16 protein-coding genes are annotated in these 15,790 nt (G+C 62.1%); 2 read left to right on the top strand and 14 right to left on the bottom strand.

The window, feature by feature from the left end:
• Positions 1-86: 86 nt before the first annotated feature.
• Positions 87-497 carry a hypothetical protein gene (locus THSYN_RS19940; RefSeq protein WP_100920670.1) on the top strand — a complete coding sequence of 137 codons (411 nt, stop codon included), beginning with the start codon at positions 87-89 and terminating at the stop codon, positions 495-497.
• A 15-nt stretch (positions 498-512) separates the two neighbouring features.
• Here THSYN_RS19940 and THSYN_RS19935 read toward each other — a convergent pair whose 3' ends face one another.
• Positions 513-2,879 (bottom strand): DUF262 domain-containing protein, encoded by a 2,367-nt coding sequence (locus THSYN_RS19935; protein ID WP_100920669.1) that lies wholly within the window; start codon positions 2,877-2,879, stop codon positions 513-515.
• A gap of 171 nt (positions 2,880-3,050) precedes the next feature.
• Between THSYN_RS19935 and THSYN_RS19930 the strand changes: the two genes are divergently transcribed.
• Positions 3,051-4,757, top strand: coding sequence for an IS1634 family transposase (locus THSYN_RS19930; protein ID WP_100920668.1), 1,707 nt, complete (start codon positions 3,051-3,053; stop codon positions 4,755-4,757).
• Positions 4,758-5,273: 516 nt separating this feature from the next.
• Here THSYN_RS19930 and THSYN_RS19925 read toward each other — a convergent pair.
• The 13 genes from THSYN_RS19925 to msrA form a co-directional block, all read right to left on the bottom strand.
• The gene (locus THSYN_RS19925; RefSeq protein ID WP_100920667.1) at positions 5,274-5,531 is read right to left on the bottom strand and encodes a hypothetical protein; all 258 of its coding nucleotides are present in this window, start codon (positions 5,529-5,531) and stop codon (positions 5,274-5,276) included.
• Positions 5,532-5,564: 33 nt separating this feature from the next.
• Entirely contained in the window at positions 5,565-5,918 is a 354-nt protein-coding gene (locus THSYN_RS19920; protein WP_100920666.1) for a DUF5615 family PIN-like protein, read from the bottom strand.
• A gap of 2 nt (positions 5,919-5,920) precedes the next feature.
• The gene (locus tag THSYN_RS19915) at positions 5,921-6,253 is read right to left on the bottom strand and encodes a DUF433 domain-containing protein (protein ID WP_100920665.1); all 333 of its coding nucleotides are present in this window, start codon (positions 6,251-6,253) and stop codon (positions 5,921-5,923) included.
• Positions 6,254-6,362: 109 nt separating this feature from the next.
• Positions 6,363-7,754 carry an ImmA/IrrE family metallo-endopeptidase gene (locus tag THSYN_RS19910; protein ID WP_157817806.1) on the bottom strand — a complete coding sequence of 464 codons (1,392 nt, stop codon included), beginning with the start codon at positions 7,752-7,754 and terminating at the stop codon, positions 6,363-6,365.
• A gap of 431 nt (positions 7,755-8,185) precedes the next feature.
• Entirely contained in the window at positions 8,186-8,473 is a 288-nt protein-coding gene (locus THSYN_RS19905) for a helix-turn-helix domain-containing protein (RefSeq protein WP_100920663.1), read from the bottom strand.
• A 104-nt stretch (positions 8,474-8,577) separates the two neighbouring features.
• Entirely contained in the window at positions 8,578-10,374 is a 1,797-nt protein-coding gene (locus tag THSYN_RS19900; protein ID WP_100920662.1) for a V-type ATP synthase subunit A, read from the bottom strand.
• A 4-nt stretch (positions 10,375-10,378) separates the two neighbouring features.
• Complete coding sequence (locus THSYN_RS19895) at positions 10,379-11,020, bottom strand: V-type ATP synthase subunit E (protein WP_100920661.1); 642 nt, start codon at positions 11,018-11,020, stop codon at positions 10,379-10,381.
• Positions 11,017-11,391 (bottom strand): V-type ATP synthase subunit F, encoded by a 375-nt coding sequence (locus THSYN_RS19890; RefSeq protein WP_100920660.1) that lies wholly within the window; start codon positions 11,389-11,391, stop codon positions 11,017-11,019. Before THSYN_RS19890 ends, THSYN_RS19895 begins: the two co-directional genes overlap by 4 nt.
• 11 nt (positions 11,392-11,402) lie before the next feature.
• A complete protein-coding gene (locus tag THSYN_RS19885) occupies positions 11,403-11,858 on the bottom strand; it encodes an ATP synthase subunit C (RefSeq protein ID WP_100920659.1) in 456 nt (151 codons plus the stop codon).
• 146 nt (positions 11,859-12,004) lie between these two features.
• Positions 12,005-12,385, bottom strand: coding sequence for a clan AA aspartic protease (locus THSYN_RS19880; RefSeq protein ID WP_100920658.1), 381 nt, complete (start codon positions 12,383-12,385; stop codon positions 12,005-12,007).
• Between the two features lie 120 nt (positions 12,386-12,505).
• The gene (locus THSYN_RS19875; RefSeq protein ID WP_100920657.1) at positions 12,506-14,404 is read right to left on the bottom strand and encodes a V-type ATP synthase subunit I; all 1,899 of its coding nucleotides are present in this window, start codon (positions 14,402-14,404) and stop codon (positions 12,506-12,508) included.
• Between the two features lie 78 nt (positions 14,405-14,482).
• Positions 14,483-14,860: a hypothetical protein gene (locus THSYN_RS19870; protein ID WP_172965208.1), complete on the bottom strand. Its 378-nt coding sequence runs from the start codon at positions 14,858-14,860 to the stop codon at positions 14,483-14,485.
• Between the two features lie 175 nt (positions 14,861-15,035).
• Positions 15,036-15,689 carry a peptide-methionine (S)-S-oxide reductase MsrA gene (msrA, locus tag THSYN_RS19865; RefSeq protein WP_236848622.1) on the bottom strand — a complete coding sequence of 218 codons (654 nt, stop codon included), beginning with the start codon at positions 15,687-15,689 and terminating at the stop codon, positions 15,036-15,038.
• Positions 15,690-15,790: the final 101 nt, after the last annotated feature.

Raw genomic sequence — 15,790 nt, 5'->3', positions numbered from 1 at the left:
AGCGCCGTCGGTGTTGCGGATCGTGCTCTGCAACGCCGCTCGGACTATAATTGCCAACCCGGATCAGCCAAGGGACCAACCCTGTCATGGACCCCTCCTACATCGCCCTGCTCGCCTTTAACACGGTCTCCGGTCACTTCCAGCAATTCCTCTCCACCCACTACAACTTCAACCTTGGGGTGCGCCCCATCGAACTCCTGGACGGGGCCTGGAAAGACGGCCATTTCCAGGGTGCGGCCAGCATCAGTTACCACGAACCCCGATGGCGCGCGCTCGCTCTTGGGCCGTCCGTTAGGCTATCTTGGATTCCCGGCGAATTAAGCATACTGTTCCCGGAGCTCCCGAATCTCCGCAACGCTTACAAGGACGCCGTTGGTGAAGAGCGACGAACGGTTGGGCGCCTGTTAGGCGGTGTTGACTCTTTGGTGACGTCGCGTAGCCGGGTTCCGCTGCGCGTCAGCCGTACTACGCCGACTCATAGGGTGATGGGGACCTAGTGCGCCTCAAATAATTCAGTCAATGATTCCCTCGCAGTTAAGCTCATCAACCGCATTGCCGGTCAAAAATCCGTACGCATTCCCGTAGAGAAAATGTTCACGTTTCAGCACGCATCGGATAAATTGCTCTACTAAATCAGCGGTCCAAATCCTACCGTGCGGTGGCAATGGGCTCCATTCCACGTGATCTTCCGGAGGTATCCCGCTCCAACGCCAAGGGCGGCTGGCGTCTTGCGCTTGGTTGAAGCGATCATGTAAAGGATGCCCTTGAAGGTGACTAAGGATCTGTTCCATATCCATTTTTGTAGCTACTTCATCGTCTCGATCCGCACGATTTAATCGCTTTGGCCAGAAGCGGTAATTGCCTTGCATAGAAGGGAGATGCTTCCGAAAGCACCAGTCCCTAACAAAATGATTGACGACATCGGCGTCATTCCCGAAGAATGCACTGCATCCTTGCTGCAATATGGCGTCATCTATCGTCATACCTCTACCAAGAAGCTGATTACGCGCAACGATGTGATCTGCCTCGAATGGACTGCCTTTGCCGAAAAGGGCGGGGATATCTTCATGCGCGGTTTCGCCATACATCGCCTCCAGTCCGACCCGCTGGTTCCACATCAAAAGAAAACGGTTCACGCTGGAGTCTGCCCCACTTCTCAGTAATAGACGCCTGGCAGACCGGACTGCCATGTCCCGTGGCGTAGGCAGCGACAACGGATGATCTCGGCTTATGTCGCCGACCGTTTGATCTGCGTTCAACGTGGGCTCACTCCATCGGAAGCCTAGCGTTTCACGCCAACGACCATTCTCATCAACACCATCAAAAACCAGGGCGTTCATCGCCTGGAAAGAAAACCGCGGGCCGTTCCTGACTTGATCGAATACCTTGCGATTTAATGCGTCATCTCGCCGGGCGCGAGTAATTCCATTGGCAAAAAGAATCCAACGACGCATATCGTCCTGCTGCTGTATGTCCGGCGGTTCACCATTGAAAAATTCCAATTCCCGTAGCAAGAGCGGGTGGAGCGTGATCGGTGCAATGCCTTCCTCGCTATCCGTAGAGCAGGAAAGCTGAAGCAGTGAAAAACCGTTGGGATTGGAGGCGGCGTCGGTATCGGGACGAAACCTCAATAGATCGAAAATATGCGTGAGCCCGTGGCTTAGTCGGGTTTCATTGGCACCATTCAGAGGCTCACAATAATCGTTCAGTTTATTTTCGAGTTTTCGCCAGATTTCCGCGTGTTTACTCTTTATCGTGTGCAAGCGACCCGCACTCAGGTGAAGCATGTCGCAATCATCGGCGGTTTCGTGATTATTTGCTACCGGGTTGTTTGCCAAGGCGCTTGCCAAGGCAACGCGGGTCAGCGCGTGGATGACATCTTCCGCTTCGATCATTTGCCCATAATAAGACCGCTGAAAGCCAGCAAGAGCATCATGGCCTGGTTTGCCGAGCATCAGCATTAGCTTTGAAACTGCGAGTTGCCTAGGGGTTATCGACACACCGCCACGGCCAATCCGCTGAAAAATCTCGTAGCTAACGTCTTCATATTCGCCTTCGCCTTGTTCGATTATGTTCTCAAGGCAAATTAACTGAAGAGCCAATTTTGCATTTTTCACGCGCCTCAGACCGCGGGTCAGAGGCGCGAGATCGAGGGCTTGAATCTCGTCTTCGGTTAATGTTGGCCTATTAAAGATATGCATCGCTTGTTGATGCTCGCGAACAAGTACTCGAATTTCCAATGCCAATTCTAAATCTTGCAAGTGGCATAAGCCAAGGCAGTCAGCTAAAGGGACCGGACACTTCGCCTCCCAAGGAAAGGTGCGCCCCAGGGGTAACTGGTAATAATCTTTACCCTGCAAGTCCCCTATGGGTTGGATTGCTCGCCATATCTCTCGAAGTGTGCGATCGCTCGGAGCTTCAAAGTCATGTTCGCCACTTGCCAGCATGTGAAACCCAAACGGGAATATCTTTGTGCAGGGGTGCAACCAGTAGTTGAACCGTAAAGGATGGGCGGCCCCGCTAGGTGGCGCGAGATCGATCCACAAGCGGATGCTTGGATTTGGCTCAATACCCGCAATAATAGCCGCAAGCCGCTGTTGCCCGTCCAGTACATCAAAATATTTGTTTTCTATTTTTTCGATGACCGTCCCTATAACTCCATTTTCGCTGAGACGTCGGCTGGTACCGTTTCCTCTTGTCAGCAAAAATGAAGGCAGTGGGAAGCCTCTCAATAGAGAATCCCATAAGACACAGATGCGGCCTTCCGACCAGACCGCGTTGCGCTGATACAAGGGTAGCATAAGCGTCTTATTAGAATATGCTTTACGAACATCAAAAAGCCCGACTTCCTCAATTCCGCGCTCGTCAAACCAGGGCATAGTTTCCTCTACTAGACCGAAGTTCCAGCGAGAACCATTCTCATCTTCGTCGCAAGCCCTTGAAATTTTTGTTCAATAGGTACTTGTTGCCGTCATTCCGCTCTAAAGTGTACCCATGTAAACGGTCGTAGATAGCTTGTTATTTCGAGTTTTCCTGCTATATTTTTTCCCATGTACATCGACATCGTTCCAAACCGCAGCTCGCCCCCTGCCATCTTGCTCCGCGAGTCGTTTCGCGAAGGCAAGAAGATCCTTAAGCGCACCATCGCCAACCTCTCGGCCTTGTCGCTGTCACAAGCCGAGGCGATTCGTGCCGTTCTCAAAGGCAAGCCGTTGGCCGCCGTTGATGAGGTCTTTGAAATCATCCGCTCGCGCGCGCATGGTGCGGTCAATGCGATCAGGCTGGCGATGGAGCACCTGCGGCTGAGTGCGCTCTTGGGGCGCGAAGCCTGCCGAGAGCGGGATCTGGTGCTGGCGATGATCGCCGCCCGGGTGCTAGACCCGCAAAGCAAACTGGCGACCACGCGCAGTTGGGAGCACAGCACCCTGGGCGAGCTGTTCGGGGTCAGTGATGCTGATGAAAATGAGCTGTACGCGGCCTTGGATTGGCTGCGGGAGCGTCAGGCGGTCATTGAGCAACGATTGGCCAAGCGCCACCTGCACGAGGGGGGCCGCGTGCTCTACGACCTCTCGTCGAGCTATTTCGAGGGTGAGTCCTGCCCCCTGGCCGCGCGTGGCTACTCCCGTGACGGGAAGAAGGGGCTGCTGCAAGTCAACTACGGCTTGCTGACTGATGCGCGCGGTTGTCCGGTGGCCATCTCGGCCTTTGCGGGCAATACCACTGACCCCGAGACCTTGATGGCGCAGGTGGATCAGCTGCAACACGACTTTGCCCTGCAATCGGTCATCCTGGTGGGGGATCGCGGAATGATCTCGCAAACCCAGGTTGAGGCCCTGCGGGAGCGTGCCGGAGTGGCGTGGATCACGGCACTCAAGAGCGGGGCGATTCGCCAACTGGCGGCGGCCGGTACGCTCCAGATGGATTTATTCGACGAGCGCAATCTCTTTGAATGCACCGACGAGGACTTTCCCGGCGAGCGGCTGATCGCGTGTCGCAATCCGCAACTGGCGAAATTGCGTGCGGCTAAGCGGCGCCAGCTCCTCGCGGCCACCACCACCGAATTAGAGACGGTACAACGGATGGTCGCCAATGGCCGACTGAAGGATCCGGACAAGATCGGCGTGCGGGTCGGGCGCGTGATCAACAAGTACAAGATGGCCAAGCATGTCGTGCTGGACATCACCGCCACGCAGTTCGTTTTCCATATCGATGAGGAGTCGGTGGCCGCAGAGGCGGCGCTGGACGGGCTCTACGTCATTCGCACGCCCCTGCCGGTCGCGCAGGTCAGCAGCGCCGAGGTCGTACTCCATTACAAGGGGTTGAGTCACGTCGAGGCGGCGTTCCGCTCGTTGAAAAGCGATGATCTACAGATTCGTCCGATCTACCACCATACCGAAGAGCGGGTGCGTGCCCATCTGTTTCTATGCATGCTCGCCTATTACGTCAAATGGCACATGGGCGAGGCGTGGCGCAGTCTTCTGTTCGCCGATGAAGATCAGGAGCGTCTCACCCAGCGCGATCCCGTGGCGCCCGCGACCCGTTCGGACGCGGCTTTGGAAAAAGTGGCGAGCAAGCGACTCGCCGACGGCTCACCGGCGCACAGCTTCCGGACCCTTCTCAATGAACTAGCCACCATCGTTCGCAATACCTGCCGACGTAAACAGGCCAGTGCCGATGAGGCGCTGTTCAACATCGACACCACTCCTAACCCCAAGCAGCAGACGGCATTCGATTTGATCAAAACGATCCGCGTGTAGCCAGACGTTTGCACGACGATTTTCTGAAAAATAAAGAGAATCAATAGCCTATCGCTTAGGCGATGCTGGAACTTCGGACTAGAGCATCGCGTAGTGTGGGCAAGTAGATGTCTGCATCCAACTTCGGGAAGTGGGCGCGAAACCGGCGCAACACTGATAAAGGGGGCAGGATCGCATTGTTTCCGCTTCAATTCGCTCAGCACATAGGGCGCATTAGGTGGGAAATCTATACCTGGCTTTTCAGCAGGTACTATTCCCGGACACCCTAATTGCGCCCGACTCAATCGAAGTGCCCGCCCTCAAGGGGCGCAATTCATCACCAACTCATCGCTATACTGCCCCACTTCCTCATCCCCGACGACATACACCGCCGTATAGCGCCGCAACCCCGGCTTGGTGGAGTCGCGCAGGGGCCGGTTGTCGACATAAGGGGCGACGGTATCGCGTGCCAGGAAGGCATACTTGCTCGGGAGTTCTGGGGACAGGGGGAGTTCTGGGCACAGTATACTTTATTCATCAGAGCCTCATGGGAAGCACCGTCAGTTCGATGGATTTCCTTGCCGCGATTGGTACGGCAATCGGAACGAACCGATCCGCAGAATAGAGAAAGTCCTCGCCGCTCTCGTCGATGATCCTCAGGTCGGCGTCCGTGCCGGCATCTTCGTCGGGAAGGACACGATAAATTTTATGCAATTCCAGGGATGCGGGATAATCGGAGTTGTCGATACAGACAACATACGCTGGGGCTTTGTCGGTGTGCTTGCTTATAGTCATTCCAGGTAACACTTGCGCTTCATTTCTCTCAGACTACCTGAGCGGCAAATACCGAACCTGCCCCTCCCACTCACCTTCCTCGCTGCATGTTGACAGCGCGTGGATTTCCTCAATGGCTAAACTCAGGGCGACTTTACGATTGACTTCAAAGACACCCGGCATGGGTTTGCCCTTGCGAATGCGGTCATAGGCGAACGCAGTGATCGTGCTCACATCATGTGTTAGTAATACCCGCTGATGCTGAGCGGGCCACTCCAGCACTGTCGGATCGTCGGCCCCGGAAAGCCCGACGTCTTGGACGCGGACTATGTCGGTGTCATCGGCCCGCCGCAGAACACCGCGAACGATGTTGTTGTTGAAATTCTCGTCGGCGAGCAGCGGTAACATCCTCAGCCCTGCGACGCTTGGCGGGCCAAGAGACGGGCTCGGACCCCTACCGGACTGAACAGCCTTTCGTTTGCTTGACGGACTTCCTTGGCGCGATCTTCTCTGGCAGCAAGGTAGGCGTCTACCTCGGCCTGGTGGTCAATGTAATAGCCGATGACGGCGTAGACTTGGCCCAGCGGCAGCGAGGGGTACTGCTCCGCGATTTCTTCGGCCGCTAAACCGTCCTTAAACGCGGCGACGACGGTGTCCAAGGTGACGCGCGTCGTGCCGACGCGGATCAGGCCCTCTGCATCGGCGACCAAGGGCAAGGGTTCGGCCTTGAGTACAATGGACATCGGGGTACCTGCGAATTTGTTAGGACGAGGGACCGGAGAACGGCGGATGAGCCGGGACTCCTGCGCTTCGGGGGGAAATCTTAGCAGGTTCGTGCGGTCTTGCGGCCTCTCAGTGCCGGTATTCGGCGCTTCCGGCCAGCCGAATCTCGCTCAACAGCGCCTGTTCTTCGGGACTTAAGGCCGTAAACGCACTGGAATTAGTCACTTGCCAGGCGGTCAGTTCGCGGCTGACCTGGAACCGTTGTTGCAGTTGCCCGATGGCTGCGGTGAGCGTCGCCGCGGAGCGGATGACAGCCGCAGCGGATTTTCGCGGTAATAGGAATTCAGCCGCGAAGGCGCGAGCGCGTTTCTCCGCATATTCGGGGGCGCCGCCGCCCAGTACCTCGGCCACCGGCAGCGCGCGCTCCCGGTCGATCAGCAGGTGGCAAATCTCATGGGCGAGCGTCGAGCGTTCGCGATAGAGATTGGCGGGCTTGACCTGCTCGGTCTGCTGGTTCGCGGCCTGGTTGAGAAGGATCACCGGGCCATGTCGCGGCCCCCAGGCAGCAATGGCTTCCAACGCACACTGAGGGAGCGAAATGGGGTCCACGGTGACACCCCATTGCTTGAGTAGCTCTGCCGGATGTGCTGGTTCGTCGGGTGCAAGGCTTAGCGCGCCTCTTAGCCAATCGGCCAGCCAGTAGCCTTGCTCGAAGGGGCGTCCGATCTCGGAGAAGTCGCTGCTTAGCCGCGCACTGAGGGCGTCGAGTGCTGGGCTCTGAGTTGGCGGCGCCGCGCGCAGCCGTTGCAGCAGGGTGCGCTGGTTGTCGATGCTGATGTGGCCGGTGCTCATGCGCGCGGCGGCGAGCAGTTCAGTATCCGCGTCCGGTTGCTCGGGGTCGATCTCCCAGTCGTCGTTGGCCGCAGTGTCGCCAGCCAATTGCTCGAGCCAAGCGGGTTGCAGCCCGGTACGCAGCGGAACGACTTGTGCCCATAGGCGCGCGCTACGCTCTTGCCAGAGGGCGTTCGCGAGTTTGGCGCGCGGCTGCGGACTGTCCGCGACCGCTGCTGCCAAGCGATCCCCTAACGCGGTCAAGGTGTCGATAATCTCCCGATAGGGTCGCAATACGTTGAACCCCAGTGCCGGGCAGGACACGAGATATTGATTACCTTGGCGCATCAAGATCAGGGATGGCACGAACAGGCCCGTCAATGCCATCGCGAGGTCGTGTCGGCAGAGGAAGCGATAGACTGCCTCGTCTTCCCGGTCGATGGTCTCCTCCGGGAGGTCGCCGCTCTCCCAACGGTGCTCGGCTTCGCGTCGCAGCGAGCCGGGGAATAGTGGGGTCACGGGGATCGGGTAGGATTCCTCCAGCACCAGCCAGGGCCAATTGCGGGCGAGGAACTCCAACAGATCGACCCAGGTCCAGCGCAACGCGGTTTCTCGGCCCGCCGCGTCTTCGCCGGACCAGACCGCTTCTGCCTGAAAACGGAGCACACAATGACCCCAGGCCAGGTCCATCGTCGGACCGGTCTCCAGCGCCAGCTCGAATTGCAGGCCCTCGGCAGGGCCGATCAATTCTGCCGCCCCCGTACTTTCTTAGCCATTGGTTGAATGCTTGCATGTCATCGGTGGATTCGACTTGCTGTTGACGCTCGTGTCCAGGACAGCTTTGATCATCCAAAGTCAAGATCGGGATCTTATCAGGTTGGCGCCGTGGCGGGTGCGCGCGGCGCACCCTACGCGGACGCCGCCCCGGCGCCCTGATCATCATTTCTGCCACCAAGGCGTGTAGGTCGGCCTTCAGGCCGACCGACTGGGGGCGCCGTACCCCAGTGCGGCCCAGCCTATCCGCAGGACGCGACGCCGCGGTCGCTTGAGGGCGCGCGGGGCTTCCGGTATCGCGACCGAGAATTTCCGCGCAAGGGTAACCGCGCAGTGAACTATCGAAACTATTGGGTCGCTGCCTTGACTGCGGCCTGTGGGTCGCTCGCCACCACCTTGAGTAGCACTCTGGCCGGCCCGCGCGGCGCGCGCAGCCCTTGCTCCCAATGCCGTAGCGTGCCGAGCGAGATTCCGAACGTGGCACAAAAACGCTGTTCGGTCATTCCGGTTTTCTCGCGAATCGCCCTGACATCCAAAGGTTCCGGTTGGTGTTCAACCACGCCGGTAGCCTCGCCTTTGGCGTGAACCAGGGCATCTGCAAGTCCCGCCGCTATGTCCGTGTAGGCTTTGCTCATATCTGCGCCTTATCAGGTTCCTGCCGTCACGGGTGCGCGCGGCGCACCTTACGGGGACGCCGCTGCGGCGGCCGGTAGCCGGGCCAAGGTCCGCGCAGCGGACCCTACGCGGCATCGCCCTGCTTGGCATACTCCCCGCGGATCTCCTCCATGGCGGTATTCACCTCGGCCCGAAACGCCTGGATCTGATCCATCTGTTCGCTGCTGTACATGGACTTGATACGCCGCATCTTGGCCAGAATCGGCAGATTCTGCAGTTCGGCGACCGGCACGCCCAATTCGATCAGGGCCGCACCGTCGCGGTAGATGGCGATGACGAGATCCAGCAGCGCGAATTGCTTCTGCGGCGAGCAGAAGGTGTCGACCTCATCCAGTGCGCTTTGCTGCAAGACGCCTTCCTTGACCAGTGAGGCGCCCTCCAGTTCCCAGCGCTGGGCGTCGGACAGGGCCTCGGGGCCGACCAGGTTGACGATGCGCGAGAGTTCCGCGTCGCGCGCCAGCAGCGCGAGTGCGGCGGTGCGGTGGCGTTCCCAGTTGGGGTCGACCTCCTGGTGCCACCAGGTAGCGGCGGTGTGGACATGGCCGGAGAAGCTGGTGACCCAGTCGATGCTCGGGTAGTGACGGGCGTCGGCCAATTCTTTTGACAGGGCCCAGAAGGTCTCGATGATGTCCTTGGTGTGGCTGGTTACCGGCTCCGAAAAGTCCCCGCCCGGGGGGGAGACGGCGCCGATGAGGGTGACCGAGCCGGAGCCGGCGCCGTAGGTTTCCACCCGTCCGGCACGCTCATAGACGGCCGCCAGGCGCGAGGCGAGATAGGCGGGATAGCCTTCCTCCACCGGCATCTGTCCGAGCCGGCCCGAGACCTCGCGCAGGGCCTCGGCCCAGCGGCTGGTGGAGTCGGCCAGCATCACGACGTCATAGCCCATGTCGCGGTAATACTCGGCCATCGTGATGCCGACATAGATGGACGCCTCGCGCGCCACCACCGGCATGTTGGAGGTATTGGCGACGAGCAGGGTGCGCTCCATCAGCTTGCGCCCTGAGTAGGGGTCGGTGAGCTGGGGGAAGGTTTCCAGTACGTCCACCAGCTCGTTGCCGCGCTCGCCGCAGCCGACATAGACGACGATGTCGGCGTTGGACCAGCGGGCGATCTGCTGCTGTACCACGGTCTTGCCGGCGCCGAAGGGGCCGGGGACGGCGCCCTTGCCGCCCTTGAGCTGGGGAAAGAAGGAGTCGATGACCCGCTGCCCGGTGATGAGCGGCGCGATCCCGTCGTCGCGCTTGCGATAGGGGCGGGGTTTGCGTACCGGCCAGCGCTGGTACATGCTGAGCGTCAGGCTATGGCCCTTGGCCGTGCGCACCCGGGCGATCGACGCCTCGATGTCATAGTTGCCGGTGGGTGCCAGGTCCTCCAGTTCACCCGCGATCCCCGGCGGGACCAGGATGCGGTGCAGGACCGCCAGGGTCTCCTGCACCGTGCCCAGCACGCTGCCGCTCCCCACCTGGGCCCCGGGTTCCAGGTCGGGATTGGGTGTAAAGGCCCACTGGCGGGCGCGGTCCAGGGCCGGTACGTTGATGCCGCGGCGGATGTAGTCGCCCGATTGCAGGGCGATCTTCTCCAGGGGGCGCTGCACCCCGTCGAAGATCCCGCCCATGAGGCCGGGGCCAAGCTCTACCGAGAGCGGGAAGCCCAGCCCCACGCAGACCTCCCCGGGGCGCACCCCGTCGGTCGATTCGTAGGTCTGGACCACAGCGCGCAGGCCGCTGAGCGAGATCACCTCCCCGAACAGCCCCAATTCACCGATCTTGACCTGCTCGCCATTGCGGGCGCCGGGCATCTCGACCGTGACGATGGGTCCGTTGATGTCGCGGATGACGCCGATTCTGCTGGGTTCTGTCATAGTCTCATCCGCAGAAGAGGTTGCCGGTGTCGAGGCCGCCGGGCAGCAGGCGTTCCAGGATCACCTGCTGGACGCGCGCGCTCAGCCGGGTGAGTCGGCCCTCGAAGGTCTGGTCCACGCGGATGCGCCCGTCGTCGCTCAGGAGCAGGCAGCCGCCCAGGGTCTCGAGGTGGTCATCGGCCAGCGTGGCGCTATGGCCCTTGGGCAGCCGTTCGAGCACGTCGTCCCAACGGGCGAAGAGTCGCTGGTGGTCGCGGGCGTTGACGCGCACGATGAGCGACTCGCGCTCGATCCGCCCGGCAGCCTCCCCGATCAGGGCCAGGAGCCACTGGAAGTAGGCCGCCTCGTCCTGCATGAAGCGCTGCATCCGCGCTTGCAGGCGCCGCTCCACGCCCTGCACCAGGTTCCAGCGCAGCAGATCCAAGTGGCTCTGCATCTTGAGTTCGCTCGCCTGGACTTGCTGGCGGAAGCTGCGCTCGGTGAGCGCCCGGGCCAGGGCCTCTTCGCGCTCCTCGCGCAGGCGCAGCCGCTCCGCCGCCTCCCGCAGGATACTGTCGCGACCGCGGTTGGCGCGCTCACGGAACTCCTCGGCCAGGCGCTCCGCCCGGCTCAGGATCGCCTGTTCCAGGGCTTCGACCTGATTCACGTCGCACCCCCCGCGTGCCCGGGCTGCCCGTCCGGCACGGCGCCGGCCCCGAACAGGGCGGTCAGCCGGTCCGCGACCTCGCTGGCCAGCAGGGTCGGGGCACTCAACGGCGGGACCGAGATCACGACGACCCGCCCGCCCTCCCGGCGCACCCGCTTGAGGTTCGGGCAGTCCGCGCGCATCAGCCGGTCGTCCAGGATGACGAAGGCCTTCTCGCGGTTGCGCGACAGGTCGCGGAAGACCTGATCGGCCGCCTCGGGGGTCGGGTCGGCGAGGGTCTCGAAGCCGATCAGCCGAAAGCCGTCCGCCAGGCTCTGCTCGCCCAGGAACAGCATCCGGGTCGGGCGGACCGATTCGTGTGCGGTGGTCATGGCGGGCCCGTTCAGATCTTGTTGAGCAGGAGGATCGAGATGACCAGGCCGTAGATGGCGATACCCTCGGCCAGACCCAGATAGATCAGGGTGCGGCCCAGGGTCTCCGGTTTCTCGGTGATCGCGGCGAGGGAGGCCGCGCCGATCGGACCGACGGCGATCCCGGCGCCGATGGTGGACAGCGCGGTGGGGATACCGGCACCGATGATGGCCAGCCCCATGCCGGTCGACATCTCCGCCAGGTGTCCGGCGCCGGCCGCCGCGGCCTCGGGTGCGGCCAGGGCCTCATTGACACCGAGCAGCAAGAGGCCGAGTTGGGCACCGACGAAGACCAGGAGTTGGGTCCCGAGCGCGGGCCTGTACCAGGGCCGGATGCGGCCGGCCAGGGTTGGGCGCAACTCCAGCAGGACGCCGGAGACGACGAGGCCGAGGATGGCGATGGACATGAGGGCGACGAGCCAGTACATAGGATGCAGATCTCCGGTTGATAATGTGGTGCGATGGCAGGCTGGTTGACAACCGCCGCCGGTCCAGTCGGACTTGCCGGGGTCACTGTCGGCCCGTAGGGTCCGCTGTGCGGACCACTCGCGCGGCTGAATTGGTGATTACGCGGCTATTTCACGGCCGCGGCCGCTATATTCGGACTCGCCGGGTTGACCGTCAATTGCTGGCGCCGCGGGTTGATCACCAGGTCCATATCCTCCATGGGCACGGCGCCGAGTAATACCGAATCGCCGAGCACCAGGGCACCGGTGAAGCAATTGCGGTTGTCGAAGCGAATCTGCACCGGACCGACATAGGGGACCAGGCTTGCGCGGCCGGTCGCGATGGTCACTTCCCGTTTCTCGAGTTCCGCGAAGTTGAGCTGCAAGGCGACGTGTTCAGGGATGCATAGCGTAATGGCCCCCGAGTCCATCGTGGCGTGTACCGATACCGGGCGCAGCCCGGGTTCCCGGGGGTTGCTCAGTTCGATGTCTGCGAATACCTGACCCATGGCTGGTTCTCGATCAATCATTGTCTGGAAAAGCTGGTTTTCCTGTAAATCCTGCAAAATCCTGTTAATCCTGTCCAATTTCTTGGCCGTTACGCGATCTTTTGGTCCGCACAGCGGACCCTACGGTGCCGCCGGTCCCCGCCGCAGCCGCAGCGGTGCGAACTCATGCCCCTCGCCGGAGAAGTAGCGCGAGAATCCCTCGTAATACTGTAGACGCATCACCTGGATCATGACGATCCCGCCCTCCAGGACCAGCACGAAGACGTTGCCCAGGACCACCGTGACCACCTGGCCGAAGTGCCCCATCATCTCGGCCAGCGTAAAGACGGCGATCGACAGGGCGACATGATTGAGGCTGAAGGCGGCTACCCGCAGGAACGAGAGTGTATTGGAGACATAGCCGACGACGGTCTCCAGGGTCTCGATGGAGACCACCAGGACCTTTTCCCCGAAGGGGGCGCTGAAGTGCCGCCAGGCGAAGCCGGCGAGTGCCAGCAGGGCGGCGACCACCAGCAGCAGCGGGGCGGTCCCGAACGACTCGCCGCGTCCGACATTCAACCCGCCCCAGATCAATGAGAGATAGAACAGCAGATTCACCATGCCGTGCTGCCCCAAGAGCGCCCCCCACCAGTTGCCGATCGCCAGCCGGTTGTAGATGGCGAGCAGGCAGGCAATGGTGAGAAAGACCACCCCATAGCCCAGGGCGAGCTTGAGCATCAGGATCGGGTCACGGATGGGGCTCATCCACAGGGCCGGCAGCACCTTCTCGTACCCGAACACGCTGCCGTAGAGCAGGCCGAACCCGACCGAGGAGAGACCCGCCAGCAGCCCGAAGGGCCACAGACGGCCGAGGCGGGCGCGAAAGACCCAGGCGAGCACTGCGATCACCGCCCCCTGGCCCACATCGCCGAACATGGCACCGAACATGGCGAGAAAGGTGACGGCGAAGAGCGGCGTCGGGTCGATCTCACCGTATTCGGGGGTACCGTAGGGCGCCACCAGGAGGGCGAAGGATTGCAGCAGCCGGTTCTTGACCGGCACGGTCGGGACCAGCAGGCGCTCGGCGGGCAGCGGGTCCCGGGCCAGCAGATCGAAGGGGAGGGCGAGTGAGCCCGCCAGGCGCTCGCTCAGTGCCGCCACGCACCGCGCCGGGACCCAGCCGGCCAGGTGCGCCAGGTGTCCCGAACTGCGGATGGACGGGTCCAGGGTGACCAGGGGCTCCGCCATCAGCAGGGTGCGGCGGGCCTCCAGCAGGCGCTCGCGGAAGGGGTCGGACCAGTCCGCCAGCCGCGCGTGCAGCGCCTGGCGTTCGGCCCCGACCTGCGCGTGGCGGGTGCTCAGGGTCTGGCGCAACTGCTCCGGTTCCTGGTCCAGGTCCGCCGGGATCGCCAGGGCCTGGAAGCCGGCGGCGCGCAGCACCGCGGCCAGCGGGGCTTCGGTGTCGCCGGCGGGGCCGACGATGACCACATGTACATGGTCGCCGCGCTGCATATAGACGTGCAGCAGGTGGTCGGCCAGCCCCACCGCCCCCTCGAGTCGGCGCAGGTTCTCGCGCGGGACTATGCCGACATAGAAGTCCAGAAAGCGGGTCTTGCTGCGCAGCAGCTTGAGGTCGATGTCGAGATGCTGGAAGTTGACCAGGGCCGCCTCCTGCTCCCGGATCAGCCGGTCCTGGTCGTCCAGGCGCCGCAGGTCCTCCTCATAGCGCGAGGCCTGGTCCCAGATCTCACCGAGCCACCGGTTGAGTTCGGTCAGCTCCGGGTAGGGCACCACCCGCACCGTCTCCAGCGCCGGGAAGCGCGGCAGCGCGATCAGTTTGGCGACCTTCTCCAGGCGGGAGTGGGCCTGGGTGTAGGCGTCACGATAGTCGTGGGCGGGCAGGCCGCAGAGTGCGGCCGCCAGCGGCGCCCGGGTGTCGGGGTGGAAGCTCTCCGTCTGCGCCAGGGCCAGGGACGCCTGCGGCAGGTCCTCGGTGAGGACCAGCAGGCGCACATGCTTCATGAGACGCGGGCGCAGCATCGGCGTGACCTTCGGGGACCCAGGACCAGGAACAACATGATCGGCTAATATACGCGGATTCGGGCGGTGGGTCGCCCGTCATCGCGCCGGTTTCTGGTCGCAATTGCAGCGCATGAAGACCGTGGCACCCTGGATATCACTCTCGTTGCAACCCAGGCCGCGCATGCAGCCGCGCAGGATGTCGTCGGCCTTCGCCCAGTGGGTGCCATTCTTTGCGGCGCATCCGGCCGGACAACAGTTTTCTTCCACGTCCCAGGACGCACAGGCCGCCAGGGCCGGCGGCGGCCCAAAAACGACCCGCGTCCCCGCCAGTTCGTCCAGGCCATCCCCGGGTGCGCGTGTCACGCGCACCTGGGTTTGGGAGTCAAGGACTACCGTCTCCTGCAGCGCGACGCCGGTGGCGGCAACCAGGCTGCCGAGCAGCGCAAGGGCGGAAAATCTGATCAGAGGCCGCATCGCAATCTCCCCGCATGTTGATGAATCGACGACTCCGAACTGCGCGGGCGTTACAGGTGCGCGTCGCGCACCCCACCCGTTCGGTGGCCGGAACGACCTCCGACCGCCAGCCGTCAAGTATCTCGGCCTTGAACTGCCTGCAGTAGGCACAGTCGCCGGCCTCGAAGACAATCAACTAGCGTTGCGCGTCGAGCGCCTTGGGGTCGAGCGGCGTGGCCGGCGCGGGCGCCTTGGCCGCCGACACCAAGCCGGGGTATTTTACGCCGGTGCCGCCGAGACCGCAGTAGCCGCTCGGATTCTTCTTCAGGTAGTCCTGGTGGTAGTCCTCGGCCCGAGTGTAGGTCTGCAGCGGCGCGATCTCGGAGGTGATGGCGCCGCGACCAGCGTCCTTGAGCGCCGCCTGGTAGGTGTCGCGGGTTTTCTGCGCGATCACCCGTTGTGCGTCATCGTAGGTGTATACCGCGCTGCGGTAGTTGCTGCCGATGTCGTTACCCTGCCGGTCGCCTTGGGTGGGATCGTGGCTTTCCCAAAACCGCGCGAGCACCTGTTCCAGTCCGACCGCTTGCGGATCGAACGTCACCTTGATCACCTCGGCATGGTTGCGACCGCTGGCCTTACCCATCTTGAGCCGCCGTTCATGGACGATCACGGCCTCATAGGTGCCAGGCACATCCCCATTGGCATAGCCGCTCTCGACGTCGAGCACGCCGGGTAGCTCTGCCATCCGCTTCTCTGCGCCCCAGAAGCATCCCATGCCGAGGACAATGGTTTCCGCGTTCGCCAGTGATGACAAAAGAAGTAGCCCCACTGCAATGATCGGCTTGATCATGAAAAGAGATCTCTCGGTCGGTGAATGGATAGCGGTGGTCCCGCGACATGTCGCGGGGTACCATGGTCGGCACGGAACCGGTTCAGATCGAAGGCCCGGGC

This window comes from Candidatus Thiodictyon syntrophicum (assembly GCF_002813775.1).
Lineage (GTDB): Bacteria > Pseudomonadota > Gammaproteobacteria > Chromatiales > Chromatiaceae > Thiodictyon > Thiodictyon syntrophicum.
Note: the sequence above shows the minus strand (reverse complement) of the source record. Positions and strands in the feature narration are given on the sequence as shown.

What these genes read in the sequence shown, in the direction of transcription:
- THSYN_RS19935 (WP_100920669.1), bottom strand. Translation starts at nt 2,879, where the DNA reads ATGCCCTGGTTTGACGAGCGCGGAATTGAGGAAGTCGGGCTTTTTGAT.
- msrA (WP_236848622.1), bottom strand. Translation starts at nt 15,689, where the DNA reads ATGATCAAGCCGATCATTGCAGTGGGGCTACTTCTTTTGTCATCACTG.
- THSYN_RS19930 (WP_100920668.1), top strand. Translation starts at nt 3,051, where the DNA reads ATGTACATCGACATCGTTCCAAACCGCAGCTCGCCCCCTGCCATCTTG.
- THSYN_RS19880 (WP_100920658.1), bottom strand. Translation starts at nt 12,385, where the DNA reads ATGGGTCAGGTATTCGCAGACATCGAACTGAGCAACCCCCGGGAACCC.
- THSYN_RS19910 (WP_157817806.1), bottom strand. Translation starts at nt 7,754, where the DNA reads ATGGACCTGGCCTGGGGTCATTGTGTGCTCCGTTTTCAGGCAGAAGCG.
- THSYN_RS19940 (WP_100920670.1), top strand. Translation starts at nt 87, where the DNA reads ATGGACCCCTCCTACATCGCCCTGCTCGCCTTTAACACGGTCTCCGGT.
- THSYN_RS19890 (WP_100920660.1), bottom strand. Translation starts at nt 11,391, where the DNA reads ATGACCACCGCACACGAATCGGTCCGCCCGACCCGGATGCTGTTCCTG.
- THSYN_RS19900 (WP_100920662.1), bottom strand. Translation starts at nt 10,374, where the DNA reads ATGACAGAACCCAGCAGAATCGGCGTCATCCGCGACATCAACGGACCC.
- THSYN_RS19915 (WP_100920665.1), bottom strand. Translation starts at nt 6,253, where the DNA reads ATGTCCATTGTACTCAAGGCCGAACCCTTGCCCTTGGTCGCCGATGCA.
- THSYN_RS19925 (WP_100920667.1), bottom strand. Translation starts at nt 5,531, where the DNA reads ATGACTATAAGCAAGCACACCGACAAAGCCCCAGCGTATGTTGTCTGT.
- THSYN_RS19870 (WP_172965208.1), bottom strand. Translation starts at nt 14,860, where the DNA reads ATGCGGCCTCTGATCAGATTTTCCGCCCTTGCGCTGCTCGGCAGCCTG.
- THSYN_RS19905 (WP_100920663.1), bottom strand. Translation starts at nt 8,473, where the DNA reads ATGAGCAAAGCCTACACGGACATAGCGGCGGGACTTGCAGATGCCCTG.
- THSYN_RS19885 (WP_100920659.1), bottom strand. Translation starts at nt 11,858, where the DNA reads ATGTACTGGCTCGTCGCCCTCATGTCCATCGCCATCCTCGGCCTCGTC.
- THSYN_RS19875 (WP_100920657.1), bottom strand. Translation starts at nt 14,404, where the DNA reads ATGCTGCGCCCGCGTCTCATGAAGCATGTGCGCCTGCTGGTCCTCACC.
- THSYN_RS19920 (WP_100920666.1), bottom strand. Translation starts at nt 5,918, where the DNA reads ATGTTACCGCTGCTCGCCGACGAGAATTTCAACAACAACATCGTTCGC.